The sequence below is a fragment of the Nocardioides sp. WS12 genome (assembly GCF_014108865.1).
GTDB lineage: Bacteria > Actinomycetota > Actinomycetes > Propionibacteriales > Nocardioidaceae > Nocardioides.
This window is the reverse complement of record NZ_CP053928.1, coordinates 1166708-1191040: the sequence shown is the minus strand read 5'-3', so window position 1 is coordinate 1191040 and position 24333 is coordinate 1166708. Positions and strand designations below refer to the sequence as shown.

Sequence of the window (24333 nt, the reverse complement as noted above, 5' to 3'; positions counted from 1 at the left end):
GACAAGTCCCCTAGTGGTCGAGCATCGGTTGGAGGTACAGCCACTTCCAGGAGTCTCCTCCGAGCGACGGCGGAGCCACGTTACCCCGCTTCGCAGCCGAGTCTGCCGGAGCGCCCCAAGTCACTTCGCCGGTGGACTCGTCGTAGCTGGCGACCACAGGAGAGGTGCCGGTCATGTCGGGCGCCACACGCGGCAGGTTCTGCGGACCGCGCGGGTTGCTCATCGTGATCGGCTCGTTGCAGCGCACGTTGGGCATTGGCGGGCTCTTGAACCGATCGGTCTCCGGGTTCTGGCGGTCGGTGAGATAGCCGTTGCGGCACAACGCGTGCCCGCCCGGAGTGGGCAGCTCCGCCTGGATGATGAGTCCGAAGTGGGCGTCCCAGAAACCCGAACCGCCTGCGGTCTCGGCGCGCTTCCCGACGACCACCATGCCGCCGAGCACGGCAGTCGGATAGACCACGAGCAGTTGCTTGAGCGCCGGCAGGTGCTGGACGACGACGTCATTGGTGGCCACGACGTTGGCGAGCAACTCGCTGAGCTCGACGCCGTTCTGCTCGAGGAAGGTGCGCAACTGGGTGGCCGCGAGCGACCCCGAGTCGATGACCTTGCGCAACGAACCGTCGGCTCCGGCCAAGGCCGTCGAGAAGGCCGAGAGCTGCGTGGCGAACGTGCGCAACGAGGACTCCGAGGCCAACTGGCCGCGCAGCACCGTGTTGCTGTCGCGGATCAGTGCCGTCGTGATGTCGAAGTTGTCGTTGGCCGTCTCAATGAACGAGTTGCCGGTGTCGATGATCTTCTGCAGGTCGGGGCCCGTGCCGCCGAACGCGGCACCCAGCTCCTTGACGGTGGTGCGCAGCGCGTCGCGGTCGATGCTGCCGACGGTCGCAGACAGGTTGTCCAGCAGGACCTCGGTGGCGATGGGTGTCGCGACATCATCGATCTCGGAACCATCGACGAGGTAGGGGCCGTCGTCGGTCTGCGGTTGCAGTTCGACGTACTGCTCACCGACCGCCGACTTGTTGCCGACCAGCGCGACCGAGTCCCGGGGGATCTTGTCCCACTCCTTCTCGATCTCCAGCTCGACGTCCACGCCCTTGTCGGTGAGGACCAGGTTGCCCACCCGGCCGATGCCGACACCTCGATAGGTGACCTCGGCGCCGGTGAAGATGCCGCCGGACTGGGGGTAGTGCGCCGTCACTGTGTAGGCCCGGTCGATGACCAGGCGGTCGAGCTTGGCGTAGCGGGCTCCCACGAACGAGACACCGACGAGGGTGATCACCGCGAAGATGATCAACTGGATCCGGGTACGACGAGTGATCACTGAGCAGCCCTCCGAGCCGTGCCGGTCGTGGTCATCGGCCCGGCGTACAGGCTGACCATGTCCGTGTCGTAGGTCTGGTCGAAGTCGCGCCACATGGCGTTGGCGTCATCGGAGCCACCCGGTGCCGGTCGGCCCAGGCCCCCGCCCTTGAGCACGCTGCCCAGGAGGTCTTCGATCGGGTTGCTGGCCGCGCCGCCGCTTTGTGCGCCACCGGGGAGGGCACACAGCAGGTCGACCGCGTCGCAGACGTTGTCGAGGAGGTACTGCGGCAGCTTGGCGCACGCGGCCGCGTCGGGCGGGGTCTTGAGGCAGCCCTGCAGCGCCTTCGTGGCCCCGGCGCAGAGGTTCTTCAGGTCGATCAGGTCATCGAGGGGCGAGTCGGGCAGCTCGTTGATCGGGATGCAGATCAGGTCGGGAATCTCCAGCGCCCCGATGTCGAGTTGCAGGTCCACCGACAGGTTGACGTAGTCACCCATGTGGAGGTTGGCCGCTACGACGGGGTCGCGTCCGACCGCTTCATCGATGAACGGGAAGGTGAGGAAGGTGCTGAACCCGTCGACGAAGTCGTCGCCCGCCTTGGCGATCTGGGTGAGGATCGGGTCGAGCGCGCGCAGCGAGTTCACCGTGGCAGTCGAGGTGGTCTGGATGACCCGGACACCGACGTCGCTGAGCCTGGTGAGTCCCTGCAGCATCGCCACGAGGTCCTCACGCTGGCGGTCGAGCGAGTCGAGCGCGCTCGGGAGCTCCTCGAGAGCGGTGTCGATGCTCTTCTGATGGGTGCGGGCACTGATGGCGAGCCGGTTGATCGACTCGATCGCGTTGACGATGTCGCCCTTGCGCTGGTCGAGCTGGGAGACGAGCGAGGAGACCTGGGTCAGGACCGACTTCGCCGAGTCCTCCCGACCTTCGAGGGCCAGGTTGAGTTCGCTGGCGATGGTCTTCAACTGTGCGACGCCGCCGCCGTTGAGGACAAGGCTCAGGGCGCCGAGGACTTCTTCGACCTCGGGGTTGCGCCCGCCCTTCTCGATCACGTCACCATCGGACAGTTCACCCGTGGCGCCGGTGCTCGGCGGTGCCAGCGAGACGAACTTCTCGCCCAGGAGGCTGGTCTGGCGGATCGAGACGACGGCGTTGTCGGGCAGGTCCACGTCGCCGCGGATCTCGAGCGTGACGACGGCCCTGTAGCCCTCGAGCTCGACGTCCTTCACCTGTCCGACCGAGACGTCGTTGACCTTCACCGACGACATCGGCACCAGGTCGAGGACGTCGTCGAACTTGACCGTCACCTGGATCGGGTTGTCGCCCGTGTCCGTGCCGCCGGGCAGCGGCAACTGGTAGACGTCGAAGTCGCAACCGGACATCAGCACCATGCCGAGCGCGAGCGCAGCAGCTGCACGCATCCGGGACCGGAATCCGGTGTTCCTGCGGGTCATCGGTCCACCTCCACGAGTCCGCTGAGAGTGGGGTCGTAGGGCTGGGTGTGCCAGGACCCGGTCCCGAACGGTGCACCGCGGGGCAGGACCCCACTCACGAGGTCACACACCGTGCCGCCCGGGTCCGCCCCGGACAGGATGGCGCACAGGACGTCGGCCGGGTTCGAGGTCAGCTCGTTCACCAGGTTGCCGATGTTGGCGTTGGTGTCGAGCGTGCCGTTGCCCGGGTTGTAGGTGTGGTAGAGGTTCGTCAGCGCCAGAGGACCGGCCTCGAGGATCTCGTCGAGGGCAGCGCGCTGGCGGACCAGGATCTTCGCGACCCGGTTGACGTCCTTGATGTTGCGCCCCAGGACCTCGCGGTTCGTCTTGACGAAGTTGCCGACCTCGTCGAGGGCGACGCCCAGGTTGCTCAGTGCCGTCGTCAGTTCCTGGCGCTCGTCGGCCAGCAGGGTCGACACGTCGCCGAGCGACTTGTTGAAGTCACGCACCGTGGAGTCGTTGTCGGCGAGGGTCTTGATGAAGCCCTCGAGCTTCTCCGCCGACTCGAACAGCTCGTCCTTGTTGTTGTCGAGCGTCTCGCTGAACCGACCGAAGTCCTTGATGGTCTGGTTGAACTGCTCGCCCTGACCGCCGAAGTTCTTCGCGGTCTGCTCCAGGAGATCGGTCAGAGCGCCGTCGCGGTTGGCCCCCTCGGGGCCGATGGCGACGGTGAGCCGGTCGATACTGGAGAAGACCTGGTCGAGTTCGAGCGGGATCGCGGTCTTGTCGACCTTGATCACGGTGTTGTCGGCCATCACGGTGCCCGACTCGTAGGCGGGGGTCAGCTGGATGTAGCGGTCACCGACCACCGACGGCAGTACGACGACCGCCTCGGCGTCCTGCGGGAGCTTGAGGTCCTCGTCGTAGGTCATGACGACCTTGACCTGGGTGCCCTCCGGCACCACCTCGGTGACCTCACCGACGGTGACCCCGAGGACCCGGACATCGCTGCCTTCGTAGATCGACACGGCGCGCGGGAAGTAGGCGGTCACGGTCTTCGTGCCACCTCCACTGCCGAACAGCCAGACGAGACCGGACACGATGAGGAGTCCGATGACGGCCAGCGGCAGCCAACGGCGAAGAGCACTCACTTCGGTAGTCATGCTCACTTCACCGTCCCGGGCGCGGGCGGCAGATTGAAGATGTAGGTGTCGAACCAGGGCCCGTTGCCGAGCGTGCTGGCGAAGACCCGGTAGAACGGCGCCATCGTCTTGATCGACAACTCGAGATTGTCCTCGTTCTTCTTGATGACCTTGAGGACGGAGTCGAGGTGGTCGAGGGCCGGCTTGAGGTCGGCCCGCGTCTCCCGGATCAGGCCGGTGAGCTTGGTGCTCAACGTCGTCGTCGACTCCAGCAGGCGGTGGATCTGGGCCTTGCGCAGGACCAGCGCCTTGAACAGGCTGTCCGAGTCGGCCATCAGGGCAATGATGTCCTCGTCGCGGGCGTCGAGCACTGTCGAGACCCGGTTCAGGTTCTTCAGCAACGAGTTGATCTCGTCATCGCGCGAAGCCACGACCTCGGAGAGGGCAGATACGCCGTCGAGCGCGGCCCGGAACTCCTCGGGGGTGTTGCGGGTCAGGTCGGCCAGGGTCGTCAGCGACGCCGCGAGCTGGTCGGTGTCGATGTCGGCCGAGGTCTCGGCAAGGCCGGAGAACGCCTCCACGATGTCGAACGGCGAGGTGGTGCGGTCCTTCGGGATCAGCGTGCCCTCGGCGAGCTGACCCTGCCCGGCAGGGATGAGCGCGATGAACATCGATCCGAGGATCGTCTTGACCTTGATGTCGGCCCGGGTCTGGTCGCCGAACTCCGCATCGGTCTTGACCTTGAACCCCACCTTGACCGAGTTGCCGTCGAGTTCCATCGAGGTGACCTGGCCGACGCGGACGCCCGCGATGCGGACCTCGTCCTTGACCTTGAGCCCACCGGCTTCGGCGAAGGACGCGTAGTAGGTGTCGCCGCCGCCGATCAGCGGGAGGTCCTGGGCACGCAGCGCGGCCACCAACAGCAAGACCAGGGTGGCGATGCTGACGGCACCCACGATGACGGGGTTGCGTTCGCGGAAGGGGATCACTGGCCCACCTCCTGAGCAAGGGAGCAGCGCTTGGCGGTGACTTCGTACGTCGCCTTGATCGGCTTTGCGACACCCGGCACCTTGATGGTGGCCTTGAAGTGGCACAGGTAGAAGTTGAACCACGAGCCGTACGTCGCCGTACGACCGATCTTGGTGAGCTTGATGGGCAGCACCTGGAGCGACCGGTCGATCTCCTGGCGGTTGCGGTCGAGGTTGCCGGCCACCTTCCGCAACTCCTTGATGTCCTTGACCAGCGGGTCCTTGATGTCCGTCACGAGCGCTGCCGTCTGCACCGAGAGCTCCGAGATCGAGTCGAGCGAGGACAAGATCGCCTCGCGGTCGTCGTTGAGACCGCCGATCAGGCCGCGGAAACTGTCGATCAGCTGGGTCAGCTGCTCGTCACGGTCCGCGACGTGGTCGAGCACGTAGTCGAGGTTGTCGAGCAGTTCGCCGATCACCTGGTCGCGGTCGGCGAGGGTCTGGGTGATCGAGGCGGTGCTTCCGAGGAGGCCCTCGACCGTCCCGCCCTCACCCTGGAAGACCTGGACGATCTCGAACGAGAGCTTGTTGATGTCGTCGGGAGAGAGCGCCTGGAAGAGCGGCTTGAAGCCGTTGAACAGCACGGTCAGGTCGAGCGCCGGCTTGGTGCGCGCCACCGGGAGGGCATCGCCCTCGTCCAGCCGGTCTCCCCCGTCGCCCTGCTGGGTCAGCGAGATGTAGCGCTGGCCGATCAGGTTCCGGTACCGGATGCTGGCGTGGGTGGCCTGGTCGACGACCGTCTCGGCGTCGACGTTGAAGGTGACCTTGGCGCGGTCCGCCCCGAGCACCTCGATCTTCTGCACCGTGCCCACCTTGACGCCGGCAATCCGGATGTCATCGCCCTTGTTGACGCCAGTGGCGTCGACGAATTCGGCGGCGTACTCCTTGGTGGCACCGAAGGAGAGGTTGCCGATCGTGATGATCAGGACGCCCGTGGCCAGCGCCGTGGTGACCATGAAGATCACCAGTCGGACGAGGTCACCGCTCGTCTTGCGGTCGAGTCCGCGTACCGGCATCAGCGAGCACCTCCCTGCGCCACGATCGGGCCGGTGAGAAGGACGTTGAAGTCGGTCCCGGCGTCGCCGTACTCCTGGGTGAGCAACGAGCGCAGGGTCGAGACGTCATCGGGCGTGCCGTAGTAGCCGGAGGCCGAGGTACCGGGCGCCGGGCGGAAGTTGCCCTTGCCCGTGTTGCCATTCATGCCGTCGTTGAGGGCCGGCTGCCCCGGGGCCGGGTTGAACTGGCTGTAGGGCGTGTTCGGCAGCCCCTGGCAGTCCGGTCCGGTGTCGGTGCCGAAGATCGGCCGGTCCGCCGGCGTGTAGGCGCGCGGCTGGTCCTTCAGGGTCTCCAGCACGATGTGCAGCTCGTAGCCGCGGAACGCCTCGGCCAGTCGGCCCTGGGTGATCACGATCGAGCGGGACATGCAGGGAATGGTGGGCGCATAGCGAGCCACCGCACGCAGGATCGGCGTGCTCGTCTCACCGAGACGCTTGAGGCGGCTGGCGTTGGCGTCGAGGAACGACGTCGCCGTGTCGGAGAAGCTCTTGATGTCGCGCAGGGTCGCGGTCAGTGCTGCTTCCTTCTCCTCCAGGGTGCCCGTCGTCTTGACCGTGTTGTCCAGGATCTTGGCCACCTCGGGGAGGATGTCGGCATAGGTGTCGGACACCTGGGCAGTGAGCTTGAGGTCCTCGAGCAACGCCGGGATCTGCGGGTTGAGGCGCTTGAGGTACGAGTCGACGGTCTCGAGGTTCTGGCCCAACTGGTCGCCCCGGCCCTCCAGCGCCGTCGCCAGCGCGGTCAAGGTCAGGTTGAGGTCGGCCGGCTGCACCGTCTGCAGCAGCGGGTAGAGGTCCGACAGCACGGCCTCGAGCTCGATGCTGACCTTGGTGCGGTCGATGACGTCGCCGGCCTTCATCGTCCCGGCAGGTCCCGTCTCGGGGACCTCGAGCGAGACGTACTTCTCGCCGAACAGCGTCTTCGGCACGATGGAGCCCGTCACGTTGGCGGGAACCAGGTCGATCTTGTCGGCGTAGAGACCGAGGGTGAGCTCGGCACCGTCGGCGTTGCCGGCCCGCGCTTCGAGCACCTCGCCCACGATGACGCCGCGCACCTTGACGTCCGCGCGGGTCGGAAGCTGCAGGCCGATCGTCGAGGTCTGCAGGGTGACCTCGTCGTAGTCGGTGAACTTCTTCGTGAAGACGGCGTAGGTGAGCCACACACCGAGCAGGAGCAGGGCAACGAAGATGACGCCGAGCGTCTTGTGAGCGCTGAGAACCTTGTCCATGATCAACCCGCCAGCCTGACCGTGGTCGAGGCGCCCCAGATGGCCATCGACAAGAAGAGGTCGATCACGTTGATCGCCACGATGCTCGTCCGGACCGCCTTGCCGACGGCCATGCCCACGCCGGCAGGACCACCCGACGCCGTGTAGCCGTGGTAGCAGTGGATGAGGATGACGACGACGGCGAAGACCAGAACCTTGCCGAAGGACCACAACACGTCGCCCGGTGGCAGGAACTGGTTGAAGTAATGGTCATAGGTGCCCGCGGACTGGCCGTAGAACTGCGTGACCACCAGCCTGCTCGCGACGTACGACGACAGCAACCCGACGACGTACAACGGCACGATCGCGATCAGTCCACCGACGACCCGGGTCGTGACCAGGAACTGCATCGAGGGGATCGCCATCACCTCGACGGCGTCGATCTCCTCGGAGATCCGCATGGCGCCGAGCTGAGCGGTGAAGCCGCAGCCGACCGTCGCGGCGAGCGCGATGCCCGCGACGAGCGGCGCGATCTCGCGGGTGTTGAAGTAGGCCGAGACGAAGCCGGCGAAGGCCGCCGTACCGAGCTGGTTGAGCGCGGCGTAGCCGGACAGGCCGACCTGCGCACCGGTGAAGAAGGTCATGCCGATGATGACGCCGACCGTGCCGCCGATGACCGCGAGCGCGCCCGAGCCGAGCGTGACCTCGGCCAGGATGCGCAGGATCTCGCGCGGGTAGCGCTTGATCGAGCGCGGCAGCGCCAGGAGCACCTTGAGGTAGAAGGACAGCTCGTGACCGAGCGTGTCGAGACCCTTCAGGGGCCGGTCGTAGACAGCCTTGAGATTCGCCATGTCGTCGCTAGCCCCCCTTCGGTGGGACGATCTGCAGGTAGATCGTGCTCAGGGTGAAGTTGACGATGAACAACAGCAGGAACGTGATGACGACGGACTCGTTGACGGCGTCGCCCACGCCCTTCGGGCCACCGGCCGCGTTCATGCCCTTGTAGGCCGCCACCACCGCGGCGATGAGGCCGAAGACCAGCGCCTTGACCATGCCGATCCACACATCAGGCAGTTGCGCGAGCGCGGTGAAGCTCGCGAGGTAGGCCCCCGGCGTGCCGTCCTGGAGGATCACGTTGAAGACGTAACCGCCACCGACGCCGACGACGCTGACCATGCCGTTGAGGAACACCGCGACGAGCATGCACGCAAGGACCCGCGGCACCACAAGGCGCTGGATCGGGTCGATGCCGAGCACCATCATCGCGTCGAGCTCTTCACGGATCTTGCGCGCGCCGAGGTCAGCCGCGATCGCCGACCCACCTGCACCCGCGATCAACAGCGCCGTCGCGATCGGGCCGGCCTGCTGGATGACAGCGAGGACCGACGCCGAACCGGTGAACGACTGCGCGCCGAACTGCTTGATCAGGCCACCCACCTGGAGCGCGATGACCGCGCCGAAGGGAATGGCAACCAGAGCCGTCGGGACGATCGTCACCGAAGCAATGAACCAGGCCTGTTGAATGAACTCCCGCAATTGGAACGGGCGTCGGAACAGGCCACGGCCCACATCGAGGGCGAAGGCGAACAGCTTGCCAGCTGTGCCGATCGGCCTCAGTACGCGCGCAGTTGTCGAGGACAATGGCTAACCGTCAGTGCTGCTGGGAAGAACCGCTGGCGTGCTCGGCTTCCTTGGTGAAGGAACCCGGCGGCGGGACGATGCCGTTGTCGCGGCACCACGCGCCCGGCTCACGCTGGCTGCGACGCGGGATGCCGTTGGAGGGCTCGAGCTGGAGCGGGATCGGGGGCAGCGGCGGCAGGTCCATGTCCTTCTCCGCGGCGAGCTGGTCGGCGTCCTTCTCCTCGGACATGCCGATCGGGCCGACCGTCTGGGCGTTGAGGAACTGGCGCACCACGGGCTCGTCGGAGGACAGGAGCATCTCGCGCGGGCCGTACATGGCCAGGTGCTTGTGGTAGAGCAGGCCGATGTTGTCCGGCACGATCCGGACGCTGTGGATGTCGTGGGTGACGATCAGGAACGTCGCGTCGATCTGCGCGTTCAGGTCGATGAAGAGCTGGTTGATGAACGAGGTGCGGACCGGGTCGAGACCCGAGTCGGGCTCATCGATCAGCAGGATCTCGGGGTCGAGGACCAGCGCGCGAGCCAGACCGGCACGCTTGCGCATACCGCCGGAGATCTCGCCCGGGAGCTTCATCTCGGCGCCGAGCAGACCGACGAGGTCCATCTTCTCCATGACGATGTCGCGGATCTCGGACTCGCCCTTGCGGGTGTGCTCACGCAGGGGGAAGGCGACGTTGTCGTACAGGTTCATCGAGCCGAACATGGCGCCGTCCTGGAACAGCACGCCGAACAGCTTGCGGATCTCGTAGAGCTCCTTCTCGGAACACGACGCGATGTCGGTGCCCTCGATGACGATCGAGCCCTCGTCAGGCTTGATCAGGCCGATCAGGGCCTTCAGGAACACGGACTTGCCGGTACCGGACGGGCCAAGCATCACGGACACCTCACCGGCAGGAAGCGTCAGCGTGACGCCCTTCCAGATCAGCTGCTTGCCGAAGCTCTTGCTCAGGTTCGTCACTTCGACATCGACGCCCATGTTGACCTCTTCCTCAAAAAGACTCTCGCTGGCCCACCGAACCGGCTGCGATGGATCAACGCAGCCGCGTGGCGCACGTTACGCGGAAACCGTGGCAGACGTCACGCGTAGCCGGACTCCGGGACAAGATCCGTACTGATCAGTAGCCATACCCCGCCCAGATGGTCGCGACGAACCGGCGGAGAAAAATGCACGAGGCCGGCAGAGCGTTCGCTCTGCCGGCCCCGTGACTACAGGTCAGTGACCAGTCACTTGAGGGTGACGGTGGCACCGGCGCCCTCGAGCGCCTCCTTGGCCTTGTCAGCAGCAGCCTTGTCGACGCCCTCGAGGATCGCCTTCGGGGCGGCCTCGACGAGGTCCTTGGCTTCCTTCAGACCGAGGGAGGTCAGCGCGCGGACCTCCTTGATGACGTTGATCTTCTTGTCGCCAGCGGCTTCGAGAACGACGTCGAACGAGTCCTGCTCAGCGGCAGCCTCGGCGGCCGGGGCACCCGGGCCAGCAGCAGCGGCAACGGCGACCGGGGCAGCAGCGGTGACGCCGAAGGTCTCCTCGAACTGCTTCACGAACTCGGAGAGCTCGATGAGGGTCATTTCCTTGAACGCGTCGAGCAGTTCGTCGGTGGTGAGCTTCGCCATGGTGGCGGTTTCCTTTCTCAGGTGGTCGGGCCGCTCAAGCGACTCGACCGGGTTTCAGGTGGTGTACGTCGGCCTGGATACCGACTTCGTCGGCTACCCTCAATCGCCTCGGCATACGAGCAAGCTCGTCTGCGCTCGGCTCAATCGGGTCTCAGGCTTCGGTGGACTCGGCTGCCTCGTCGGTCGCCTCAGCCTCGGTGGCGTCGGCAGCGGGTGCCTCGACCTCTTCGGCGGGGGCGGCTTCCTCAGCGGCCGGGGTCTCCTCGACAGCGGCCGGCGTACCGGCACCACCTGCGAGGATCGAGGGGTCCTCCGTCGCCTTCGCCTGCAGGGCGCCGGCGAGCCGGGCAGCCTGTGCGAGCGGGGCGTTGAGGAGGTAGACGGCCTGGCTGAGGGAAGCGAGCATGGCGCCCGCCATCTTGCCCAGCAGGACCTCGCGCGACTCGAGGTCGGCGAGCTTGCCGATCTCCTTCGCGTCGAGGAGGTTGCCGTCCAGAACTCCACCCTTGATGACGAGGGTGGGGTTTGCCTTGGCAAAGTCACGCAGACCCTTGGCCGCCTCGACGACGTCGCCCTTGATGAAGGCGATCGCGGTCGGGCCGGTCAGCAGGTCGTCGAAGCCGGTGATGCCGGCCTCGTTGGCGGCCAACTTGGCCAGCGTGTTCTTGACCACGGCGTAGCTGGCGTTCTCACCAAGGGAGCGGCGAAGGTTCTGCAGCTCCTTGACGGTGAGACCGCGGTACTCGGTCAGCACAGCGCCGGCGGATTCGCTGAATGCTTCAGCGATCTCCGCGACGGCGGCTTGCTTGTCTGCCCGCGCCATGGGTCTCCTTCCGGATGGGGACCTCCGCGAGTGTCCTGGGAAAGACAGACGCCCTGAGCGCAGGCGCTCAGGGCGTGGACATCGCTCGTGACTGACGAACGTCGTACTGCTCTGATCCCCTGCGCAGGCCATCCGCTTTCACGGAACCTTCGGTCAGGGCTGGCAGCCCGGACAACCGGCGGTCTTTAGGTTTCAGTGGGTAACTGTACGGCGGAGCGCGGGCCCGGTCCAAATCACCGTGGCCGAAGTCGATACGGCACCATTGTCCCCGTGACCACCACCCCCGCGCACCTGTCCGAACTGTCCGCCGACGACCTCGCCGCGCGCCTGACGACGGTGCAGGCGGAGTACGAAGCGTTGAAGGCGGGCGGGCTCAAGCTCGACCTGACGCGGGGCAAGCCCGGGGCCGACCAACTGGACCTCTCCAACGGGTTGCTCGGCCTTCCGACCGGCTACCGCGACCGGTCCGGCACCGACCTGCGCAACTACGGCGGACTGGACGGGCTCGTCGAGCTGCGCGAGATCTTCGCCGACCTGCTGGGCGTCGACGTCGCCAACGTCGTGTGTGGGGGCAACTCCAGCCTCACGATCATGCATCAGGTGCTCAGCGCGATGCTGCTCAAGGGCGGCCCCGACTCCCCGCGACCGTGGTCGCAGGAGCCGGTCGTGAAGTTCATCTGCCCCGTGCCCGGCTACGACCGCCACTTCACGATGCTCGCCGAGCTCGGCATCGAGATGGTGAGCGTGCCCATGAACGCCGACGGCCCCGACGTGGTCGCCGTACGCGCCCTCGTCGCGGAGGACCCCAGCATCAAGGGCATGTGGATCGTGCCGACGTACGCCAACCCGACGGGCGCGGTGTGCTCGACCGCCGTGGCCGCCGACCTGATGGCCATGGACACCGCGGCCCCTGACTTCCGGATCTTCTGGGACAACGCGTACGCCGTCCACCACCTCACGGAAGAGGAGACCAAGAGCGCGGACGCCCTCGGCCTGGCCGCCGTGTCCGGTCACCCGAACCGGCCGCTGATCTTCGCGTCGACCTCGAAGATCAGCCTGGCCGGAGCCGGCGTCGCGGCGCTGGCAGCGTCCAGCGAGAACATCGCCTGGTACCTCGCGCGCCTCGGCTTCGCGTCCATCGGGCCGGACAAGCTCAACCACCTGCGCCACGTCGAGTTCTTCGGCGACGCCAACGGCGTGCGCGCCCACATGCGCAAGCACCGTGAACTGATCGCCCCGAAGTTCGCCGCGGTCGAGGCGGCGCTGTCCGGGCGGCTCACCGGCCTCGGCATCGCCGAGTGGACCGTGCCGACGGGTGGCTACTTCGTGAACCTCGACGTCGTCGACGGCACCGCGTCGCGGGTGATCTCGCTGGCCAAGGAAGCAGGCATCGCGCTGACGGCGGCCGGCTCGGCGTTCCCCTACGGAAACGACCCGTTCGACCGCAACATCCGCCTCGCGCCGACGTTCCCGGTGCTGGCCGAGGTCGAGGCCGCGATGGCCGGGGTCGCCGTGTGCGTCGAACTCGCTGCATTGGAGTCGTTCACCTCCGCCTGATCCCTCAGGGCGCAGCGACGAACGGCGTCAACCGCAACGTCGTGAGGGTGCCGATGTCGAGCGACGGGGCATCCGCCGGGTCGTTCTCCAGGCGCGCGGGAACGGCCACCGGAACCTGCCCCTTCGCCAGTTGTACGACGACCAGCGAGGCGTGCTCGGACTCGGCACCGGCGAGGTCACCGGTCCACTCGAGGGTGCTCGTCGCGGCGGCACCGGGCGCCAGTTCGACGGCGTCGGGATCGGCGAGAGAGCCGCTGCCCCGCCCGACCCCGGGCACGAAGGTCCTGCCCCACGCGCCGCGGACGCCGATGCCGGGCACCCCCTCGACGAGGCACGCCTGGTCCGACACGTTGTGCACCGTGATCCGGGTGGCCCGGTGTCCGGCGGCCATGTCGAACCCGCTCAGCACGGCCCGGACCTGATCGGGCCGGCAGTGCTCCGTCGACCCCACGGTCGCGCGGGTGCGCAGCAGCGCGATCAGGTCCTCGTCGGTGAGCTCGGCGTCCGGAACCGGCGGTGGCCCGTCCGGCGACTCGTCCGCGTCAGCGGGAACGTCCTCGAAACCGGGCGACGCGGACTCCGCAGGCGCATCGGGAGCCGCGGGCGTCGTACCCGGGCTGGAAGGGGTGGCCTCCGGATCGGAGGAGTCGGCGCTGCAGCCGCCGAAGGTCAGTGCGAGCAGGCAGGCAGAAGCAGCGGCCCCGAGACGTTTCACCACGCGGCCACCCTACGGAGACCCGAAAACGGCGACACCCGCCCTTCCCGAGGGAAGAGCGGGTGTTGCGCGAAGAAGGGGAGGCTCAGGCCTCGTCCTCCTCCGTGACGTTCTTGACCTTGTTGGGGTCGACCTGGATGCCGGGGCCCATCGTCGTCGAGACGGTGACCTTCTTGAGGTACCGGCCCTTCGAGCTCGAGGGCTTGAGGCGCAGGACCTCGTCAAGCGCCGCAGCGTAGTTCTCGGCGAGCTGGAGCTCGGAGAACGACGCCTTGCCGATGATGAAGTGCAGGTTGGCGTGGCGATCGACGCGGAACTCGATCTTGCCGCCCTTGATGTCGTTCACGGCCTTGGCCGGGTCCGGGGTGACGGTGCCCGTCTTCGGGTTCGGCATGAGGCCGCGCGGACCGAGCACGCGACCGAGACGGCCGACCTTGCCCATCAGGTCCGGGGTGGCGACCACGGCGTCGAAGTCGATCCAGCCGCCGGCCACCTTGTCGATGAGCTCGTCGCCACCGACGAAGTCGGCGCCGGCCTCACGGGCGGCCTCGGCCTTGTCGCCGTTCGCGAACACGAGGACGCGAGCGGTCTTGCCGGTGCCGTGGGGCAGGTTGACGGTGCCGCGCACCATCTGGTCTGCCTTGCGGGGGTCGACGCCGAGACGCATGACGACGTCGAGGGTCTCGTTGAACTTCTTCTTGCTGGTGCCCTTGGCGATCTTGATCGCGGCGAGCGGCGCGTAGAGCTCGTTCTTGTCGAACGCCTCTTCCGCCGCGCGGTAGGTCTTGCTGCGCTGCATGGGTGATTCCTTACTTAAGAGAGGAGATGTGGTCAGCGGGCCAGCGCGGCCCTTCCACGGTGCTTCAGTCGGTGGTGACGCCCATGGAGCGGGCAGTCCCCTCCACGATCTTCATGGCGGCGTCGATGTCGTTGGCGTTCAGGTCAGGAAGCTTGGTCGTCGCGATCTCGCGCACCTGGTCCTTGGTCAGCTTGCCGACCTTTTCCTTGTGCGGGACGCCCGAGCCCTTCTTGAGGCCAGCGGCCTTCTTGATCAGCTCTGCGGCCGGCGGGGTCTTCGTGATGAACTCGAAGGACCGGTCCTCGTAGATGGTGATCTCGACGGGGATGACGTTTCCACGCATGGACTCGGTCTGGGCGTTGTACGCCTTGCAGAAGTCCATGATGTTGACGCCGTGCGGGCCGAGAGCCGTACCAACCGGCGGAGCCGGGGTGGCCGAACCAGCCTGCAGCTGCACCTTGACCAGTGCGGCGATCTTCTTCTTGGGAGGCATTCCGTGTTCTCTTTCTTCTCGTGGTCATGACGAGGGCTGCCTGGCCCTCTGCCACCTACTGCAGGTCGACGCCGGAGTGCCGGCGCGACCGCGCTGAGCTCAGACCTTCTGGACCTGGCTGAAGCTCAGCTCGACCGGGGTCTCCCGGCCGAAGATCTCGACCAGCGCCTTGACCCGCTGGGCCTCGGCGTTGATCTCGGTGATCGTGGCGTGCAGCGTTGCGAACGCGCCGTCGACGATCAGGACGGAGTCGTTGACGCCGAAGTCGGCGACCTCGATCGGCTTCTTGGCCGGCGTGGTGGGCGAGCCCGCGGCGCTGGCAGCGGCCTCGGCCTCGGCGGCAATCACGGTCATCGCGGCGGGGGCGAGCATCTTCTCGACCTCGTCCATGCTCAGCGGCACCGGCTGGTGGCTGTGACCGACGAAGCCGGTCACCGACGGGGTGTGGCGAACAGCGGCCCACGACTCGTCGGTGAGGTCCATGCGAACCAGGACGTAACCGGGGAGAACGGTGCGCTTGACCATCTTGCGCTGGCCGTTCTTGATCTCGGCCACTTCCTCGGTGGGGACCACGATCTCGTGGATGTAGTCCTCCATGTTGAGGGAGTGGATCCGGTTCTCCAGGTTCTGCTTCACCCGGTTCTCCATGCCGGAGTAGGTGTGGACGACGTACCAGTCACCCGGCTTGGCCCACAGCTCACGGCGGAAGGACTCGAGCGGGTCGGCGTCCTCGGCGGGCGTCTCCTCGGCGAGCTCGTCCTCGACGATCTCCTCCGCGACAACCTCCTCGACACCCTCTTCAACCTCGGGGGCGTCGGTCGCTTCGGCGTCGATGGTCTCCTCGACGTCGGCGGCCTCGGTGACCTCGGCGGTCTCGACGTCCTCGCCCTCGACGACGATCGTCTCGTCGCTCTCGAGGGCCGGGTCGTACTGCTCCGTCACTTGCTGCTCCATCAGTTGGTCGTCAGGGTCAATCAGGTCTGAGCGGAACTCAGATGTCGTCTGCGCCGGTGAAGATCTCGAACGCGAGCTTGCCGAGACCGAGGTCCAGCAGCGACACGATCGCGATCATCACGAGCACGAAGGCAAGAACCACGAAGAAGTACGTCACGAGCTGCTCGCGGGTGGGGTAGACCACCTTGCGCAGCTCGGCAACGATCTGGCGATAGAAGGTCACCGGACCGGTGCGCTTCGGTGGCTTCTTGCCACCCGGGGCGTCCTTGCGGCCCCCGTGGACGGCTGGAGCGTCCGACAAGATGCTCACCCTTTCCTTCTGTCGTCTTCATGGTCTGTCTTGCAGGGCACGAGGGACTTGAACCCCCAACCTTCGGTTTTGGAGACCGATGCTCTGCCAGTTGAGCTAGTGCCCTCCGCGGCTCTCCCGGCCAGCTCGACCCGCGCACAGATGCCCGAAAGGGAACTGCGTCAGGGCGCGACCAACCATGTGGAAGAACCACCAGTGGGTGAGTCTACGCACGCCACCCACGCCGCTCCAAAGTACGACGGCCCCTGAAACAACAGAGGGGCCACTCCCGGCGACGGAGACCATCGCGGTTCCCCGGGCCCTCGACGTGACGAGCGCCCTCCCGCCTACGATGGCAGCGTGCGGGACCTCCATGTGCTTCCCAAGGCCCACCTCCACCTGCACTTCACCGGTTCGATGCGGCACGGCACGCTGCTGGAACTCGCGGAACGCGACGGCATCCACCTGCCCGACGCGCTCGTCTCCGAGTGGCCCCCGCAACTCACGGCGGCCGACGAGAAGGGCTGGTTCCGCTTCCAGCGCCTGTACGACGTCGCGCGCTCCGTGCTGCGCACCGAGGACGACGTACGACGGCTGGTGCTCGAGGCCGCGGAGGACGACGTCGCCGACGGTGGCCGGTGGCTGGAGATCCAGGTCGACCCGAGCGGCTACGGCGCCCGGTTCGGCGGGATCACGGCGTTCACCGACCTCGTGCTGGACGCGGTGCGGGACGCGACGCAGCGGACCGGCCTCGGTATGGCCGTGGTGATCGCGGCCAACCGGACCCGTCATCCGCTGGATGCCCGCACCCTGGCCCGCCTTGCTGCGCAGTACGTCGACCGTGGCGTCGTCGGCTTCGGCCTGTCGAACGACGAGCGCCGCGGCCGGACCTCCGACTTCGCGGGTGCCTTCGCGATCGCCGAACGGGCCGGCCTGATGCTGGCGCCCCACGGTGGCGAACTCCGCGGACCCGAACACATCAGCGCGTGCCTCGACTCGCTGCACGCCGGGCGGCTCGGCCACGGGGTACGCGCGGCCGAGGACCCCGACCTGCTGCGGCGGATCGTCGACACCGGAGTCGCGTTGGAGGTCTGTCCGGTGTCCAACGTGGCGCTGGGCGTCTACTCCGACCTGACCTCGGTCCCGCTCCCCACGCTGCTCGAAGCCGGGGCGACCGTTGCACTCGGCGCCGACGACCCGTTGCTGTTCGGCTCCCGCCTCGCGGGCCAGTACGCCACGATGCGCGCCGCCCACGGACTCAGTGATGCCGAGATGGCCGAACTGGGCCGGATGTCACTGCGGGCGAGCCGGGCACCGTCGGACATCAGGGACGCAGCGCTGGCGGACATCGACGCGTGGCTCGCCGCTCCCGAACCGGGCGCCTGAACACGCACTGCGCCCGGACGGTTTGGCGCACGCCCGGAACTGGGAGAATGAGGTCATGAGCGACCAGCCGCCCCTGACTCCCCCGTCGCAGCCTTCGCCGGGATTCGAGCCCTACCAGGCTCCGGCCTACGGCGACGTCGCTCCCGATGCGCCCACCCAGCAGGCACCTGCCGGGTCCGCCCCGGTCCCGCCGGCGGCGCCGTACCCCGTGGCGCCCGGGCCCTACCCGGTCGCGCCCGTGGCGTCGCCGTACCAGGGCGCACCCGTGCCGTACCAGGTCGCGCCGCAGTACCTCCGCCACGTGGCGCCGACCCACTCCCTGGCGACGACCTCGCTGGCGCTCGGCATCAGCGGCCTGGTCGGCCTGATGCTCACGCCGGTCTTCTTCGTGACCTTCCTGGCCGTGCTGTGCTCGCCCTTCGCCATCTGGACCGGCCTGAAGGCGCGACGCGAGATCCGGGCCAACCCCCAGGCCTTCGGCGGCGAAGGACTGGCCACGGCCGGCTTCATCACCGGGATCATCGGCCTGGTCCTCGCCGTGCTCGGACTGGTGGCCCTCGTGGCCGTCGTGGGACTGTTCGTCGCCGCGCTCAGCTCCGCGAGCAGCTGAGCCTCAGAGCACGCAACCGACGAGCACGGGCTCGTTGACCAGGGCGACGCCGAAACGCGCCTCCACGCCGTCGCGGACCTCGCGGGCCAGGTCGAGCAACTCCGCCGTCGACGCACCGCCACGGTTGGTGAGCGCGAGCGTGTGCTTTGTCGACAAGGAGACGCGGGCGTCCGGCCGGTCGAGTCCGAAGCCCTTGCCGAAGCCGGCCTTCTCGATCAGCCATGCGGCGCTGGTCTTCACCCGCCCGTCGCCCTGGGGGTACGACGGCGCTCCCTCCGGAACGCGATCGGGCTCGACGAACGGGTTGGTGAAGAACGACCCGGCACTCCACGTGTCGTGGTCCGCAGCGTCGAGCACCATGCCCTTGCCGCGCCGCAGCCCGAGGACGGCTTCGCGGACCTCCGCCAGCGGGGCCCGGTCGCCGACCTGGACGCCGAGCGTGCGGGCCAGTTCGGCGTAACCGACCGGCGCGGACTGTTCGCCCGGATGGAACTCGAAGGTGACGTCGAGGACGATGTGGCGGCCGGGGTCGGCCTTGAAGCGCGAGTGGCGGTACCCGAACTGGCACTCGGCGGCAGCGAAGCTCCGCTGGCCCCGCAGCACCCGGTCCCAGACCCGGACGCGGGCGATCGCCTGGGCGACCTCCTGGCCGTAGGCGCCGACGTTCTGGATCGGGGTGGCCCCGACGGTCCCGGGGATCCCGGAGAGGGCCTCCACGCCCGTCCAGCCCTCCTGGACGGCCCGGGCGACCAGGTCGTCCCACGGCTCGCCGGCCGCGACCGTCACCGAGGCCACGCCGCACGCGTCCCCGTCGACGTGGACGCCGCCGCCGGTCAGGTGCACCACCGTCCCGGCGAAGCCAACGTCTGCGACCACCAGGTTGCTGCCGCCGCCCACCAGGAGCACCGGTTCGCCCGCCGCATCGGCTGCCGAGACCGCGGCCACCAGCTCGTCCGCGTCGACGACGGGCACGTAGCGGGCCGCCGGCCCGCCCAACCGCAGCGTCGTCAGGTCGCGGAGAGCCGGGTCAACCACGAATGGTCGCCTTGGGCGCGCCGAGCACCTTCGTCCCGTCAGAGGTGACGAGAAGCGCCAGCGCGAGCAGGTCGTCGGTCCGCTCCCCCACGGTGCCCGTGACGGTCACCCGTGCCGCCCCCGTGGCGGGTACGACGACGGGCGCGACGAACTTCGCACCCAGCTCGACGACCTCGGCACCGGGCGCCCACTCGCCGACGGCGCGGCCGACCAGCGCGAGGGTGTACATGCCGTGCGCGATCACACCGGGCAGGCCGACCGCGAGGGCGATCTCCTCGTCCTGGTGGATCGGGTTCTGGTCGCCACTGGCCGCCGCGTAGGCGACCAGGTCGGCGCGGGTGATCTCGAAGGTGATCTCGGGCAACGCATCGCCCTTGGTGAGTTCGCTGATGGCACTCATGCGGCACCTCCACGGTGAACGAGGGTCGCGGTCGCCGTACACACGAGGGAGCCGGAGGCGTCGAGGATCTCGCTGGACGTGCTCACGATGTCGTTGCCGCCAATGGATCGCACACTGGTGACGGTGAGGGCCGTGGTGAGCACGTCACCGATGACGACGGGGCGCTCGTAGCGGAAGCGCTGGTCGCCGTGGACGATCCGGGAGAGCTCGACCTGCTCGGCGGCCAGGAAGTCCTGGAGGGCGGCGAAGGTGACCACGATCGGGAAGGTCGGCGGGAGGCCCGCGGCGACGTCGTAGCTGCCCCCGACCGAGGTGGCGAAGGCCACGACGGCGTCCGTGGTGACCGGGTAGGGCTGCGTCGGGGGGAAACCACGCCCGACGAGGGAGGCGTCGATCGGCATGACCCGAGCCTACTGGTGGCAAAACAACAGCAGCCCGCGGTCCCCGAGGGGACAGCGGACTACTGGAGCGCCGGACGGGGCGCTGGGTCGAACGGGTCGCTCAGCGCGTTTCGCGGTGCGCGGTGTGGGTGCGGCAACGGGGGCAGAACTTCGACAGCTCGATGCGGTCGGGGTCGTTGCGGCGGTTCTTCTTCGTGATGTAGTTCCGCTCCTTGCAGTCCACGCAGGCAAGCGTGATCTTGGGGCGAACGTCTGAGCTCTTGCTGGCCACGGGAAGTCCTTCTACTGCTGTCTATGGGGTACTGCCGGGGTGTTTCTTCGTCATCTGGCGTAGCGGGGGCGGGACTCGAACCCGCGACACCACGATTATGAGCCGTGTGCTCTAACCACCTGAGCTACCCCGCCAGGGGGTCAGGGCGTCCGCCGCACCGTGTGGCTTTCACCGTCTGGATTGGCGGACCCTTGTCCCAGAGCCCCTTTACGGAATCGAACCGTAGACCTTCTCCTTACCATGGAGACGCTCTGCCGTCTGAGCTAAAGGGGCAACGCCGCAGAACGATACACGCGCTTTCGACGGAGATGAAATCGGGCCGCTCACCGTCGAATTCAGGCGTGGATCCGGGCGAACGGTTGGGCCTGTTCGAGCTCGTACGCGAGCTCGATCAGGAGGGTTTCCTGACCGGGTGCTGCACCGAACATCATGCCCTGCGGAAGCCCCGTTGCGGTGGTCGCGAGGGGCAGCGAAATGGCGGGTGCACCCGTGACGTTCTGCCACGGCGTGAAGGCCACCCAGTCCATCAACTTGTCCATGATCACGTCGTAGGTCTGGGTCGGGTCGAGGTGGCCGACCGGGGGCGTGGCGGCGCCGAGCGTCGGCGTCAGCGCGACGTCGTACTTCTCGTAGTAGAGCTCGGCCTGGGCGTTGGCGCGCTTGAGGCGGGTGATCGTGCCCGGGAGGCGGTGCAGGTTGCGGCGGGCGTGGCGGGCCAGGCCAAGGGTCAGGTTGTCGTGCTTCGCCTTGCTCCACGTGCGGCCGTGGACCGGCCGGCCGGTGGTCAGCATCGCCTGGGCGAGCATCGCCCAGTAGAGGAGGAAGTCGTCGGCGAACCCGGGTCCGATCGGTGCGTCGGTCTCGGTGACCGTGTGGCCGAGGTCCTCGAGCAGGGCGGCCGTCTTCTCGGTCAGCGCGCGCGTCTCGGGGTCGGCGCCGCGGCCGACGCCGCTGGTGTTCAGGGCGACCCGCAGCCGGCGCTTGATCGGGCGGGTCAGGTCGCCGATCGGCGGCAACGCGAGATTGCGCTGGACGCGCTCGGCCTCGCGGTAGAACGCGGCCGTGTCGCGAACCGTCCGGGTCACCACGCCGTCAGAGACGATCTTGATCGGCATCTCCCGCATGATCTTGTCCTGCGGCAGACGGCCGCGGGTGGGCTTGAGCCCGACCAGTCCGTTGACGGACGCGGGGATCCGGATGGAGCCGCCGCCGTCGTTCGCGTGGGCAATCGGTACGGCGCCCGCCGCGACGAGTGCCGCCGAGCCGGCGCTCGACGCACCGGCCGAGTGGTCGGTGTTCCACGGGGTGCGGACCGCACCGAGCCGCGGGTGCTCGGCGGAGGCGCTGAAGCCGTACTCCGAGAGCTGGCTCTTGCCCAGCGCGATCATCCCGGTAGCGAGGTACATCGCCGCGAAGTCGCCGTCCTTCTTCGCGGGCCGGGGCGCCCAGGCGTCGGTGCCCGACATGGTCGGCATGCCGCCCACGTCGACGTTGTCCTTGAGCAGGGTGGGCACGCCGGCGAAGAACTTCTCCCCCGGCGTCCGGGCGCCCACCCGCGCGCGGTCGTAGGCGGTGAACGCCATCGGGTTCAACTCGGCGACGACCTTCTCGATCCGGCTGATCGCAGCCTCGACGGCCTCGGTTGCGGAGACCTTGCCCGCAGCAAGGTGCTCGGCGAGGCCGACCGCGTCCAGGTCGCCGAGGGCGTCGTCAGAGAAGGCGTGGACTCGCGTCGTCATGAGTCGAGACCGTAGCCGCCACCCGGTCGCTGTGCGACCGCAACCGGAAGATCGCGGCGCCGTCGTTCGGGGTGTGCCACGGTGAGCCCATGGACCTGTTCTGCAGCAGCGAGGCCTTCCTGCATTTCGACGGCGCCGTCCTCGAGTGCTTCTCAGGGACCCAGCACAGCAACGGGCGGGTCCACGCCGCCACGATCCGTGAGATCAAGGTCGACCGGGCGAAGGGTCGCAACTACCTGCAGCCGCACCTGACGTGGGGCAGTACGCCTTTCCTCGTGTACTTCGACGACGACCGCGCGGAGGCCGTGGCCGCGCTCGTCGCCGAGGTGCTGGCCGTCCGCGACCGGCTCTGGGGCAAGTAGCTCAACCTCGGCCAGTTCAACCCGTCCAGCTCAACTCAGAAGAGCCAGAGGGCCAGGACGGGGACCAGCAGGCTGATCGCGAGCGCCGAGAGTCCCATCGCGAGGCCGGCGAACGCCCCTTCGGTCTCGTCCTCTCGGAGCATCCGCGAGGCACCGATGCCATGGGAAACCGCACCGACGGCGAGCCCGCGCGCCCGGCGGTCCCGGATCCGGAGCAGGTTGAGCGTCGCCGGGCCGACGATGGCACTGAAGATCCCGATGATGATCGCGAACACCGCGGCCAGCGGCGGGATGCCGCCCAACGCGTCGGTCACTGCAATCGCCACGGGGGTCGTCGCGGCCTTGGTGGCCAGGGTCCGTTCGAGGTCGTCGCCCGCACCGAGGGCACGGGCGAGCAGGACTGCGGACACGATCGACACGACGGCGCCGACCACGATCGCCACCAGCATCGGGACCACGAAGCCCTTGAGCCGCGCGGCCTGGCGGTGCAACGGAATGGCGAGGGCGACCGTCGCCGGTCCCAGCCAGAAGGCGATCAGCTCGGTGGCGCTGCGGTAGTCCGCGTAGTCGACGTCCAGCGCCGTGATCGCCAGTCCCACGACCACGATGGTCACCAGCACCGGCTGGACCAGGGCATGCCCGCCCGAGCGGACCTGCAGCCACCGGCCGAGCTGGTAGCCGCCGAGGGTGACGGCCAGCAGGGCCAGTGGCGAGCGAGCGACCTCGAGGGCCTGGTCCAACGCGGCGGTCATGCCGCACCCAGGTCGTCGCGGGGTCGGCCGAGCAGCCGCTCCAGGGCCACCGCGGTCCAGCCGACCGCAGCGAGGCCGAGCAGCCACGAACCGAGCATCGCCACCCCGATCGGCAGCACCTCGCGCCCGATCAGGCCGAGGTAGAGCACCACCCCCACGCCGGCCGGGACGAAGAAGAGCTGCAGGTGTCGCAGCAACGCGGTGCCGGCGCGCACGATGGAGCCCGCATCGTCGTACCGACGCAGACGGAGGAAGCAGAACAGCAGAAGCATGCCCACGACCGGGCCCGGCACGGGCAGGTCAGCCATCCGGGCGATGAACTCTCCGAGGAGCTGGAACGCGACCAGCCAGGTGAGTCCGGCAATCAACGACGTTCCTTGAGGCGCACGTTGGGCAGCACGGGCGCGGGGATCGGCTTCAGCGGCTGGTCGGGTACGACGCCGAAGCGGCCTGCTGCGACGAGGCGGCTGTCGTCCAGGATCTCGCCGGCGGCGTCGGTGATCTGCGCCTGCCAGTCAGCGCGGAAACCGGCGACCTCCTCGTGGGTGCGGCCGACGAAGTTCCACCACATCACGATGGACTCCCCGAAGGGCGGACCGCCGAGGAGCAGCAGCCGGGCACCGTCGGCGCCCGCCACCAGACGGATCTCCTCGGCTCCGGAGGCGACGTAGGCGAGGTCGGCCGTGGCGGCGTCGATGCCGTCCACGGACACCGACCCGAGGTCCACGAGGACCCCGTGCTCGAAGGTCTCGTCGACCGGCACGTCCAGGCTGGTGCCGGGATCGAGCACCAGTTCGGCGCCCAGCAACGGCGTGAAGGTGCTGACCGGCGAGGTGTCCCCGAGCACCGAGCCGAGGAAGACGCGGGCGCGCCAGCCCGTGCCGGCGATCTCAGCCGGTGCGTGGTGCTGGAAGCCCGGGGCTGTGTGGCGATCGGCGTCCGGCAGGGCCACCCAGAGCTGGGCGCCGTGCAGCACTGCCGTCTCCGGCGTCGAGACCTCGGAGTGACTGATCCCCTGGCCCGACGTCATCAGGTTGACCTCGCCGGGACGCACCATCGCGACGGTCCCCGCACTGTCGCGGTGCTCGATCTCGCCGGTGAACAGCCAGCTCACGGTCTGCAGTCCGGTGTGCGGATGGGGCGCGACCTCCATGCCACCGGACTCACTGACGGCATCGGGGCCGTAGTGGTCGAGGAAGCACCAGGCGCCGATCAGCGACCGTTCCCGCTGCGGGAGCGTGCGTCGTACCGTCATCGCGCGAGGCCCGCCGAGCGGCACCTCCCGGGGCGTCATCAACTCGACCATGCCCTTCATCTTTCCGCGCTCGT

General features: G+C 68.1%; 28 protein-coding genes and 3 tRNA genes. 4 read left to right on the top strand and 27 right to left on the bottom strand.

The features are described 5' to 3' along the window. Positions 1-10: 10 nt before the first annotated feature. The 11 genes from HRC28_RS05545 to rplJ form a co-directional block, all read right to left on the bottom strand. The gene (locus HRC28_RS05545) at positions 11-1321 is read right to left on the bottom strand and encodes an MlaD family protein (protein WP_182379154.1); all 1311 of its coding nucleotides are present in this window, start codon (positions 1319-1321) and stop codon (positions 11-13) included. Further along, on the bottom strand, positions 1318-2754 hold the full coding sequence (locus tag HRC28_RS05540) for an MCE family protein (protein WP_182379153.1): 1437 nt from the start codon (positions 2752-2754) through the stop codon (positions 1318-1320). The genes HRC28_RS05545 and HRC28_RS05540 overlap by 4 nt, the downstream gene beginning before the upstream one ends. Further along, a complete protein-coding gene (locus HRC28_RS05535) occupies positions 2751-3896 on the bottom strand; it encodes an MCE family protein (RefSeq protein WP_182379152.1) in 1146 nt (381 codons plus the stop codon). Before HRC28_RS05535 ends, HRC28_RS05540 begins: the two co-directional genes overlap by 4 nt. Positions 3897-3898: 2 nt before the next feature. Beyond that, positions 3899-4864, bottom strand: a complete 966-nt coding sequence (locus tag HRC28_RS05530) for an MCE family protein (RefSeq protein ID WP_182379151.1) — start codon at positions 4862-4864, stop codon at positions 3899-3901. Then, positions 4861-5919: an MlaD family protein gene (locus tag HRC28_RS05525; protein WP_182379150.1), complete on the bottom strand. Its 1059-nt coding sequence runs from the start codon at positions 5917-5919 to the stop codon at positions 4861-4863. Before HRC28_RS05525 ends, HRC28_RS05530 begins: the two co-directional genes overlap by 4 nt. Beyond that, a complete protein-coding gene (locus HRC28_RS05520; RefSeq protein ID WP_182379149.1) occupies positions 5919-7187 on the bottom strand; it encodes an MCE family protein in 1269 nt (422 codons plus the stop codon). Before HRC28_RS05520 ends, HRC28_RS05525 begins: the two co-directional genes overlap by 1 nt. Before the next feature lie 2 nt (positions 7188-7189). Then, entirely contained in the window at positions 7190-8017 is an 828-nt protein-coding gene (locus HRC28_RS05515; RefSeq protein ID WP_182379148.1) for an ABC transporter permease, read from the bottom strand. Positions 8018-8024: 7 nt separating this feature from the next. Further along, positions 8025-8807: an ABC transporter permease gene (locus HRC28_RS05510; protein WP_182379147.1), complete on the bottom strand. Its 783-nt coding sequence runs from the start codon at positions 8805-8807 to the stop codon at positions 8025-8027. A 10-nt stretch (positions 8808-8817) separates the two neighbouring features. After that, complete coding sequence (locus tag HRC28_RS05505) at positions 8818-9783, bottom strand: ABC transporter ATP-binding protein (RefSeq protein WP_182379146.1); 966 nt, start codon at positions 9781-9783, stop codon at positions 8818-8820. Between the two features lie 248 nt (positions 9784-10031). Next, complete coding sequence (gene rplL, locus HRC28_RS05500) at positions 10032-10418, bottom strand: 50S ribosomal protein L7/L12 (protein ID WP_182379145.1); 387 nt, start codon at positions 10416-10418, stop codon at positions 10032-10034. Between the two features lie 151 nt (positions 10419-10569). Continuing rightward, entirely contained in the window at positions 10570-11241 is a 672-nt protein-coding gene (gene rplJ, locus HRC28_RS05495) for a 50S ribosomal protein L10 (protein WP_182379144.1), read from the bottom strand. A gap of 270 nt (positions 11242-11511) precedes the next feature. On the opposite strand from rplJ, the gene HRC28_RS05490 reads away from it, so the two are divergent. After that, complete coding sequence (locus HRC28_RS05490) at positions 11512-12798, top strand: aminotransferase class I/II-fold pyridoxal phosphate-dependent enzyme (RefSeq protein WP_237111719.1); 1287 nt, start codon at positions 11512-11514, stop codon at positions 12796-12798. 4 nt (positions 12799-12802) lie between these two features. Here HRC28_RS05490 and HRC28_RS05485 read toward each other — a convergent pair whose 3' ends face one another. The 6 genes from HRC28_RS05485 to HRC28_RS05460 form a co-directional block, all read right to left on the bottom strand. Further along, positions 12803-13516: a DUF4232 domain-containing protein gene (locus tag HRC28_RS05485; RefSeq protein ID WP_182379143.1), complete on the bottom strand. Its 714-nt coding sequence runs from the start codon at positions 13514-13516 to the stop codon at positions 12803-12805. A gap of 82 nt (positions 13517-13598) precedes the next feature. Further along, on the bottom strand, positions 13599-14312 hold the full coding sequence (gene rplA, locus HRC28_RS05480; RefSeq protein ID WP_182379142.1) for a 50S ribosomal protein L1: 714 nt from the start codon (positions 14310-14312) through the stop codon (positions 13599-13601). A 64-nt stretch (positions 14313-14376) separates the two neighbouring features. Beyond that, on the bottom strand, positions 14377-14805 hold the full coding sequence (rplK, locus tag HRC28_RS05475) for a 50S ribosomal protein L11 (protein ID WP_056712441.1): 429 nt from the start codon (positions 14803-14805) through the stop codon (positions 14377-14379). A gap of 99 nt (positions 14806-14904) precedes the next feature. Continuing rightward, on the bottom strand, positions 14905-15762 hold the full coding sequence (gene nusG, locus HRC28_RS05470) for a transcription termination/antitermination protein NusG (protein ID WP_237111833.1): 858 nt from the start codon (positions 15760-15762) through the stop codon (positions 14905-14907). Positions 15763-15796: 34 nt separating this feature from the next. Next, a complete protein-coding gene (gene secE / locus HRC28_RS05465; protein ID WP_202033231.1) occupies positions 15797-16069 on the bottom strand; it encodes a preprotein translocase subunit SecE in 273 nt (90 codons plus the stop codon). Between the two features lie 33 nt (positions 16070-16102). Next, positions 16103-16175, bottom strand: a tRNA-Trp gene (locus tag HRC28_RS05460). A gap of 233 nt (positions 16176-16408) precedes the next feature. On the opposite strand from HRC28_RS05460, the gene HRC28_RS05455 reads away from it, so the two are divergent. Further along, on the top strand, positions 16409-17434 hold the full coding sequence (locus tag HRC28_RS05455; protein ID WP_182379140.1) for an adenosine deaminase: 1026 nt from the start codon (positions 16409-16411) through the stop codon (positions 17432-17434). A gap of 55 nt (positions 17435-17489) precedes the next feature. Continuing rightward, on the top strand, positions 17490-18044 hold the full coding sequence (locus HRC28_RS05450; RefSeq protein ID WP_182379139.1) for a DUF4190 domain-containing protein: 555 nt from the start codon (positions 17490-17492) through the stop codon (positions 18042-18044). Positions 18045-18047: 3 nt separating this feature from the next. On the opposite strand, the gene HRC28_RS05445 is transcribed toward HRC28_RS05450, so the two are convergent. From HRC28_RS05445 to HRC28_RS05415, 7 genes are all read right to left on the bottom strand, one after another. Further along, positions 18048-19079, bottom strand: a complete 1032-nt coding sequence (locus HRC28_RS05445) for a UDP-N-acetylmuramate dehydrogenase (protein WP_237111718.1) — start codon at positions 19077-19079, stop codon at positions 18048-18050. Continuing rightward, positions 19072-19479 (bottom strand): MaoC/PaaZ C-terminal domain-containing protein, encoded by a 408-nt coding sequence (locus HRC28_RS05440; RefSeq protein WP_182379138.1) that lies wholly within the window; start codon positions 19477-19479, stop codon positions 19072-19074. The genes HRC28_RS05445 and HRC28_RS05440 overlap by 8 nt, the downstream gene beginning before the upstream one ends. Then, positions 19476-19880, bottom strand: coding sequence for a MaoC family dehydratase N-terminal domain-containing protein (locus HRC28_RS05435; RefSeq protein WP_182379137.1), 405 nt, complete (start codon positions 19878-19880; stop codon positions 19476-19478). The genes HRC28_RS05440 and HRC28_RS05435 overlap by 4 nt, the downstream gene beginning before the upstream one ends. Before the next feature lie 100 nt (positions 19881-19980). Beyond that, the gene (gene rpmG, locus HRC28_RS05430; RefSeq protein ID WP_036490026.1) at positions 19981-20151 is read right to left on the bottom strand and encodes a 50S ribosomal protein L33; all 171 of its coding nucleotides are present in this window, start codon (positions 20149-20151) and stop codon (positions 19981-19983) included. Positions 20152-20211: 60 nt separating this feature from the next. Continuing rightward, a tRNA-Met gene (locus HRC28_RS05425) sits at positions 20212-20285 on the bottom strand. Positions 20286-20351: 66 nt separating this feature from the next. Next, positions 20352-20424 (bottom strand) — tRNA-Thr (locus HRC28_RS05420). A 62-nt stretch (positions 20425-20486) separates the two neighbouring features. Next, positions 20487-21890 (bottom strand): amidase, encoded by a 1404-nt coding sequence (locus tag HRC28_RS05415; protein ID WP_182379136.1) that lies wholly within the window; start codon positions 21888-21890, stop codon positions 20487-20489. An 89-nt stretch (positions 21891-21979) separates the two neighbouring features. Here HRC28_RS05415 and HRC28_RS05410 point away from each other — a divergent pair, with 89 nt between their 5' ends. After that, positions 21980-22252 (top strand): hypothetical protein, encoded by a 273-nt coding sequence (locus HRC28_RS05410; RefSeq protein WP_182379135.1) that lies wholly within the window; start codon positions 21980-21982, stop codon positions 22250-22252. 35 nt (positions 22253-22287) lie between these two features. Here the strand turns inward: HRC28_RS05410 and HRC28_RS05405 are convergent, their stop codons facing one another. From HRC28_RS05405 to HRC28_RS05395, 3 genes are read right to left on the bottom strand one after another with little or no spacing between them, the layout of a single operon-like run. After that, a complete protein-coding gene (locus HRC28_RS05405) occupies positions 22288-23004 on the bottom strand; it encodes an LrgB family protein (RefSeq protein WP_182379134.1) in 717 nt (238 codons plus the stop codon). After that, positions 23001-23372, bottom strand: coding sequence for a CidA/LrgA family protein (locus tag HRC28_RS05400; RefSeq protein ID WP_182379133.1), 372 nt, complete (start codon positions 23370-23372; stop codon positions 23001-23003). The genes HRC28_RS05405 and HRC28_RS05400 overlap by 4 nt, the downstream gene beginning before the upstream one ends. Next, on the bottom strand, positions 23369-24310 hold the full coding sequence (locus HRC28_RS05395; protein ID WP_237111717.1) for a pirin family protein: 942 nt from the start codon (positions 24308-24310) through the stop codon (positions 23369-23371). Before HRC28_RS05395 ends, HRC28_RS05400 begins: the two co-directional genes overlap by 4 nt. Positions 24311-24333: the final 23 nt, after the last annotated feature.

Excerpts from the sequence above, each read along its gene's own strand:
- rplJ (WP_182379144.1), bottom strand. The coding sequence starts at position 11,241 with ATGGCGCGGGCAGACAAGCAAGCCGCCGTCGCGGAGATCGCTGAAGCA.
- HRC28_RS05515 (WP_182379148.1), bottom strand. The coding sequence starts at position 8,017 with ATGGCGAATCTCAAGGCTGTCTACGACCGGCCCCTGAAGGGTCTCGAC.
- HRC28_RS05450 (WP_182379139.1), top strand. The coding sequence starts at position 17,490 with ATGAGCGACCAGCCGCCCCTGACTCCCCCGTCGCAGCCTTCGCCGGGA.
- rplA (WP_182379142.1), bottom strand. The coding sequence starts at position 14,312 with ATGCAGCGCAGCAAGACCTACCGCGCGGCGGAAGAGGCGTTCGACAAG.
- HRC28_RS05405 (WP_182379134.1), bottom strand. The coding sequence starts at position 23,004 with ATGACCGCCGCGTTGGACCAGGCCCTCGAGGTCGCTCGCTCGCCACTG.
- HRC28_RS05535 (WP_182379152.1), bottom strand. The coding sequence starts at position 3,896 with ATGACTACCGAAGTGAGTGCTCTTCGCCGTTGGCTGCCGCTGGCCGTC.
- rplL (WP_182379145.1), bottom strand. The coding sequence starts at position 10,418 with ATGGCGAAGCTCACCACCGACGAACTGCTCGACGCGTTCAAGGAAATG.
- HRC28_RS05505 (WP_182379146.1), bottom strand. The coding sequence starts at position 9,783 with ATGGGCGTCGATGTCGAAGTGACGAACCTGAGCAAGAGCTTCGGCAAG.
- HRC28_RS05525 (WP_182379150.1), bottom strand. The coding sequence starts at position 5,919 with ATGCCGGTACGCGGACTCGACCGCAAGACGAGCGGTGACCTCGTCCGA.
- HRC28_RS05520 (WP_182379149.1), bottom strand. The coding sequence starts at position 7,187 with ATGGACAAGGTTCTCAGCGCTCACAAGACGCTCGGCGTCATCTTCGTT.
- HRC28_RS05415 (WP_182379136.1), bottom strand. The coding sequence starts at position 21,890 with ATGACGACGCGAGTCCACGCCTTCTCTGACGACGCCCTCGGCGACCTG.
- HRC28_RS05435 (WP_182379137.1), bottom strand. The coding sequence starts at position 19,880 with ATGCCGATCGACGCCTCCCTCGTCGGGCGTGGTTTCCCCCCGACGCAG.
- HRC28_RS05395 (WP_237111717.1), bottom strand. The coding sequence starts at position 24,310 with ATGGTCGAGTTGATGACGCCCCGGGAGGTGCCGCTCGGCGGGCCTCGC.
- HRC28_RS05440 (WP_182379138.1), bottom strand. The coding sequence starts at position 19,479 with ATGAGTGCCATCAGCGAACTCACCAAGGGCGATGCGTTGCCCGAGATC.
- rplK (WP_056712441.1), bottom strand. The coding sequence starts at position 14,805 with ATGCCTCCCAAGAAGAAGATCGCCGCACTGGTCAAGGTGCAGCTGCAG.
- HRC28_RS05540 (WP_182379153.1), bottom strand. The coding sequence starts at position 2,754 with ATGACCCGCAGGAACACCGGATTCCGGTCCCGGATGCGTGCAGCTGCT.
- HRC28_RS05410 (WP_182379135.1), top strand. The coding sequence starts at position 21,980 with ATGGACCTGTTCTGCAGCAGCGAGGCCTTCCTGCATTTCGACGGCGCC.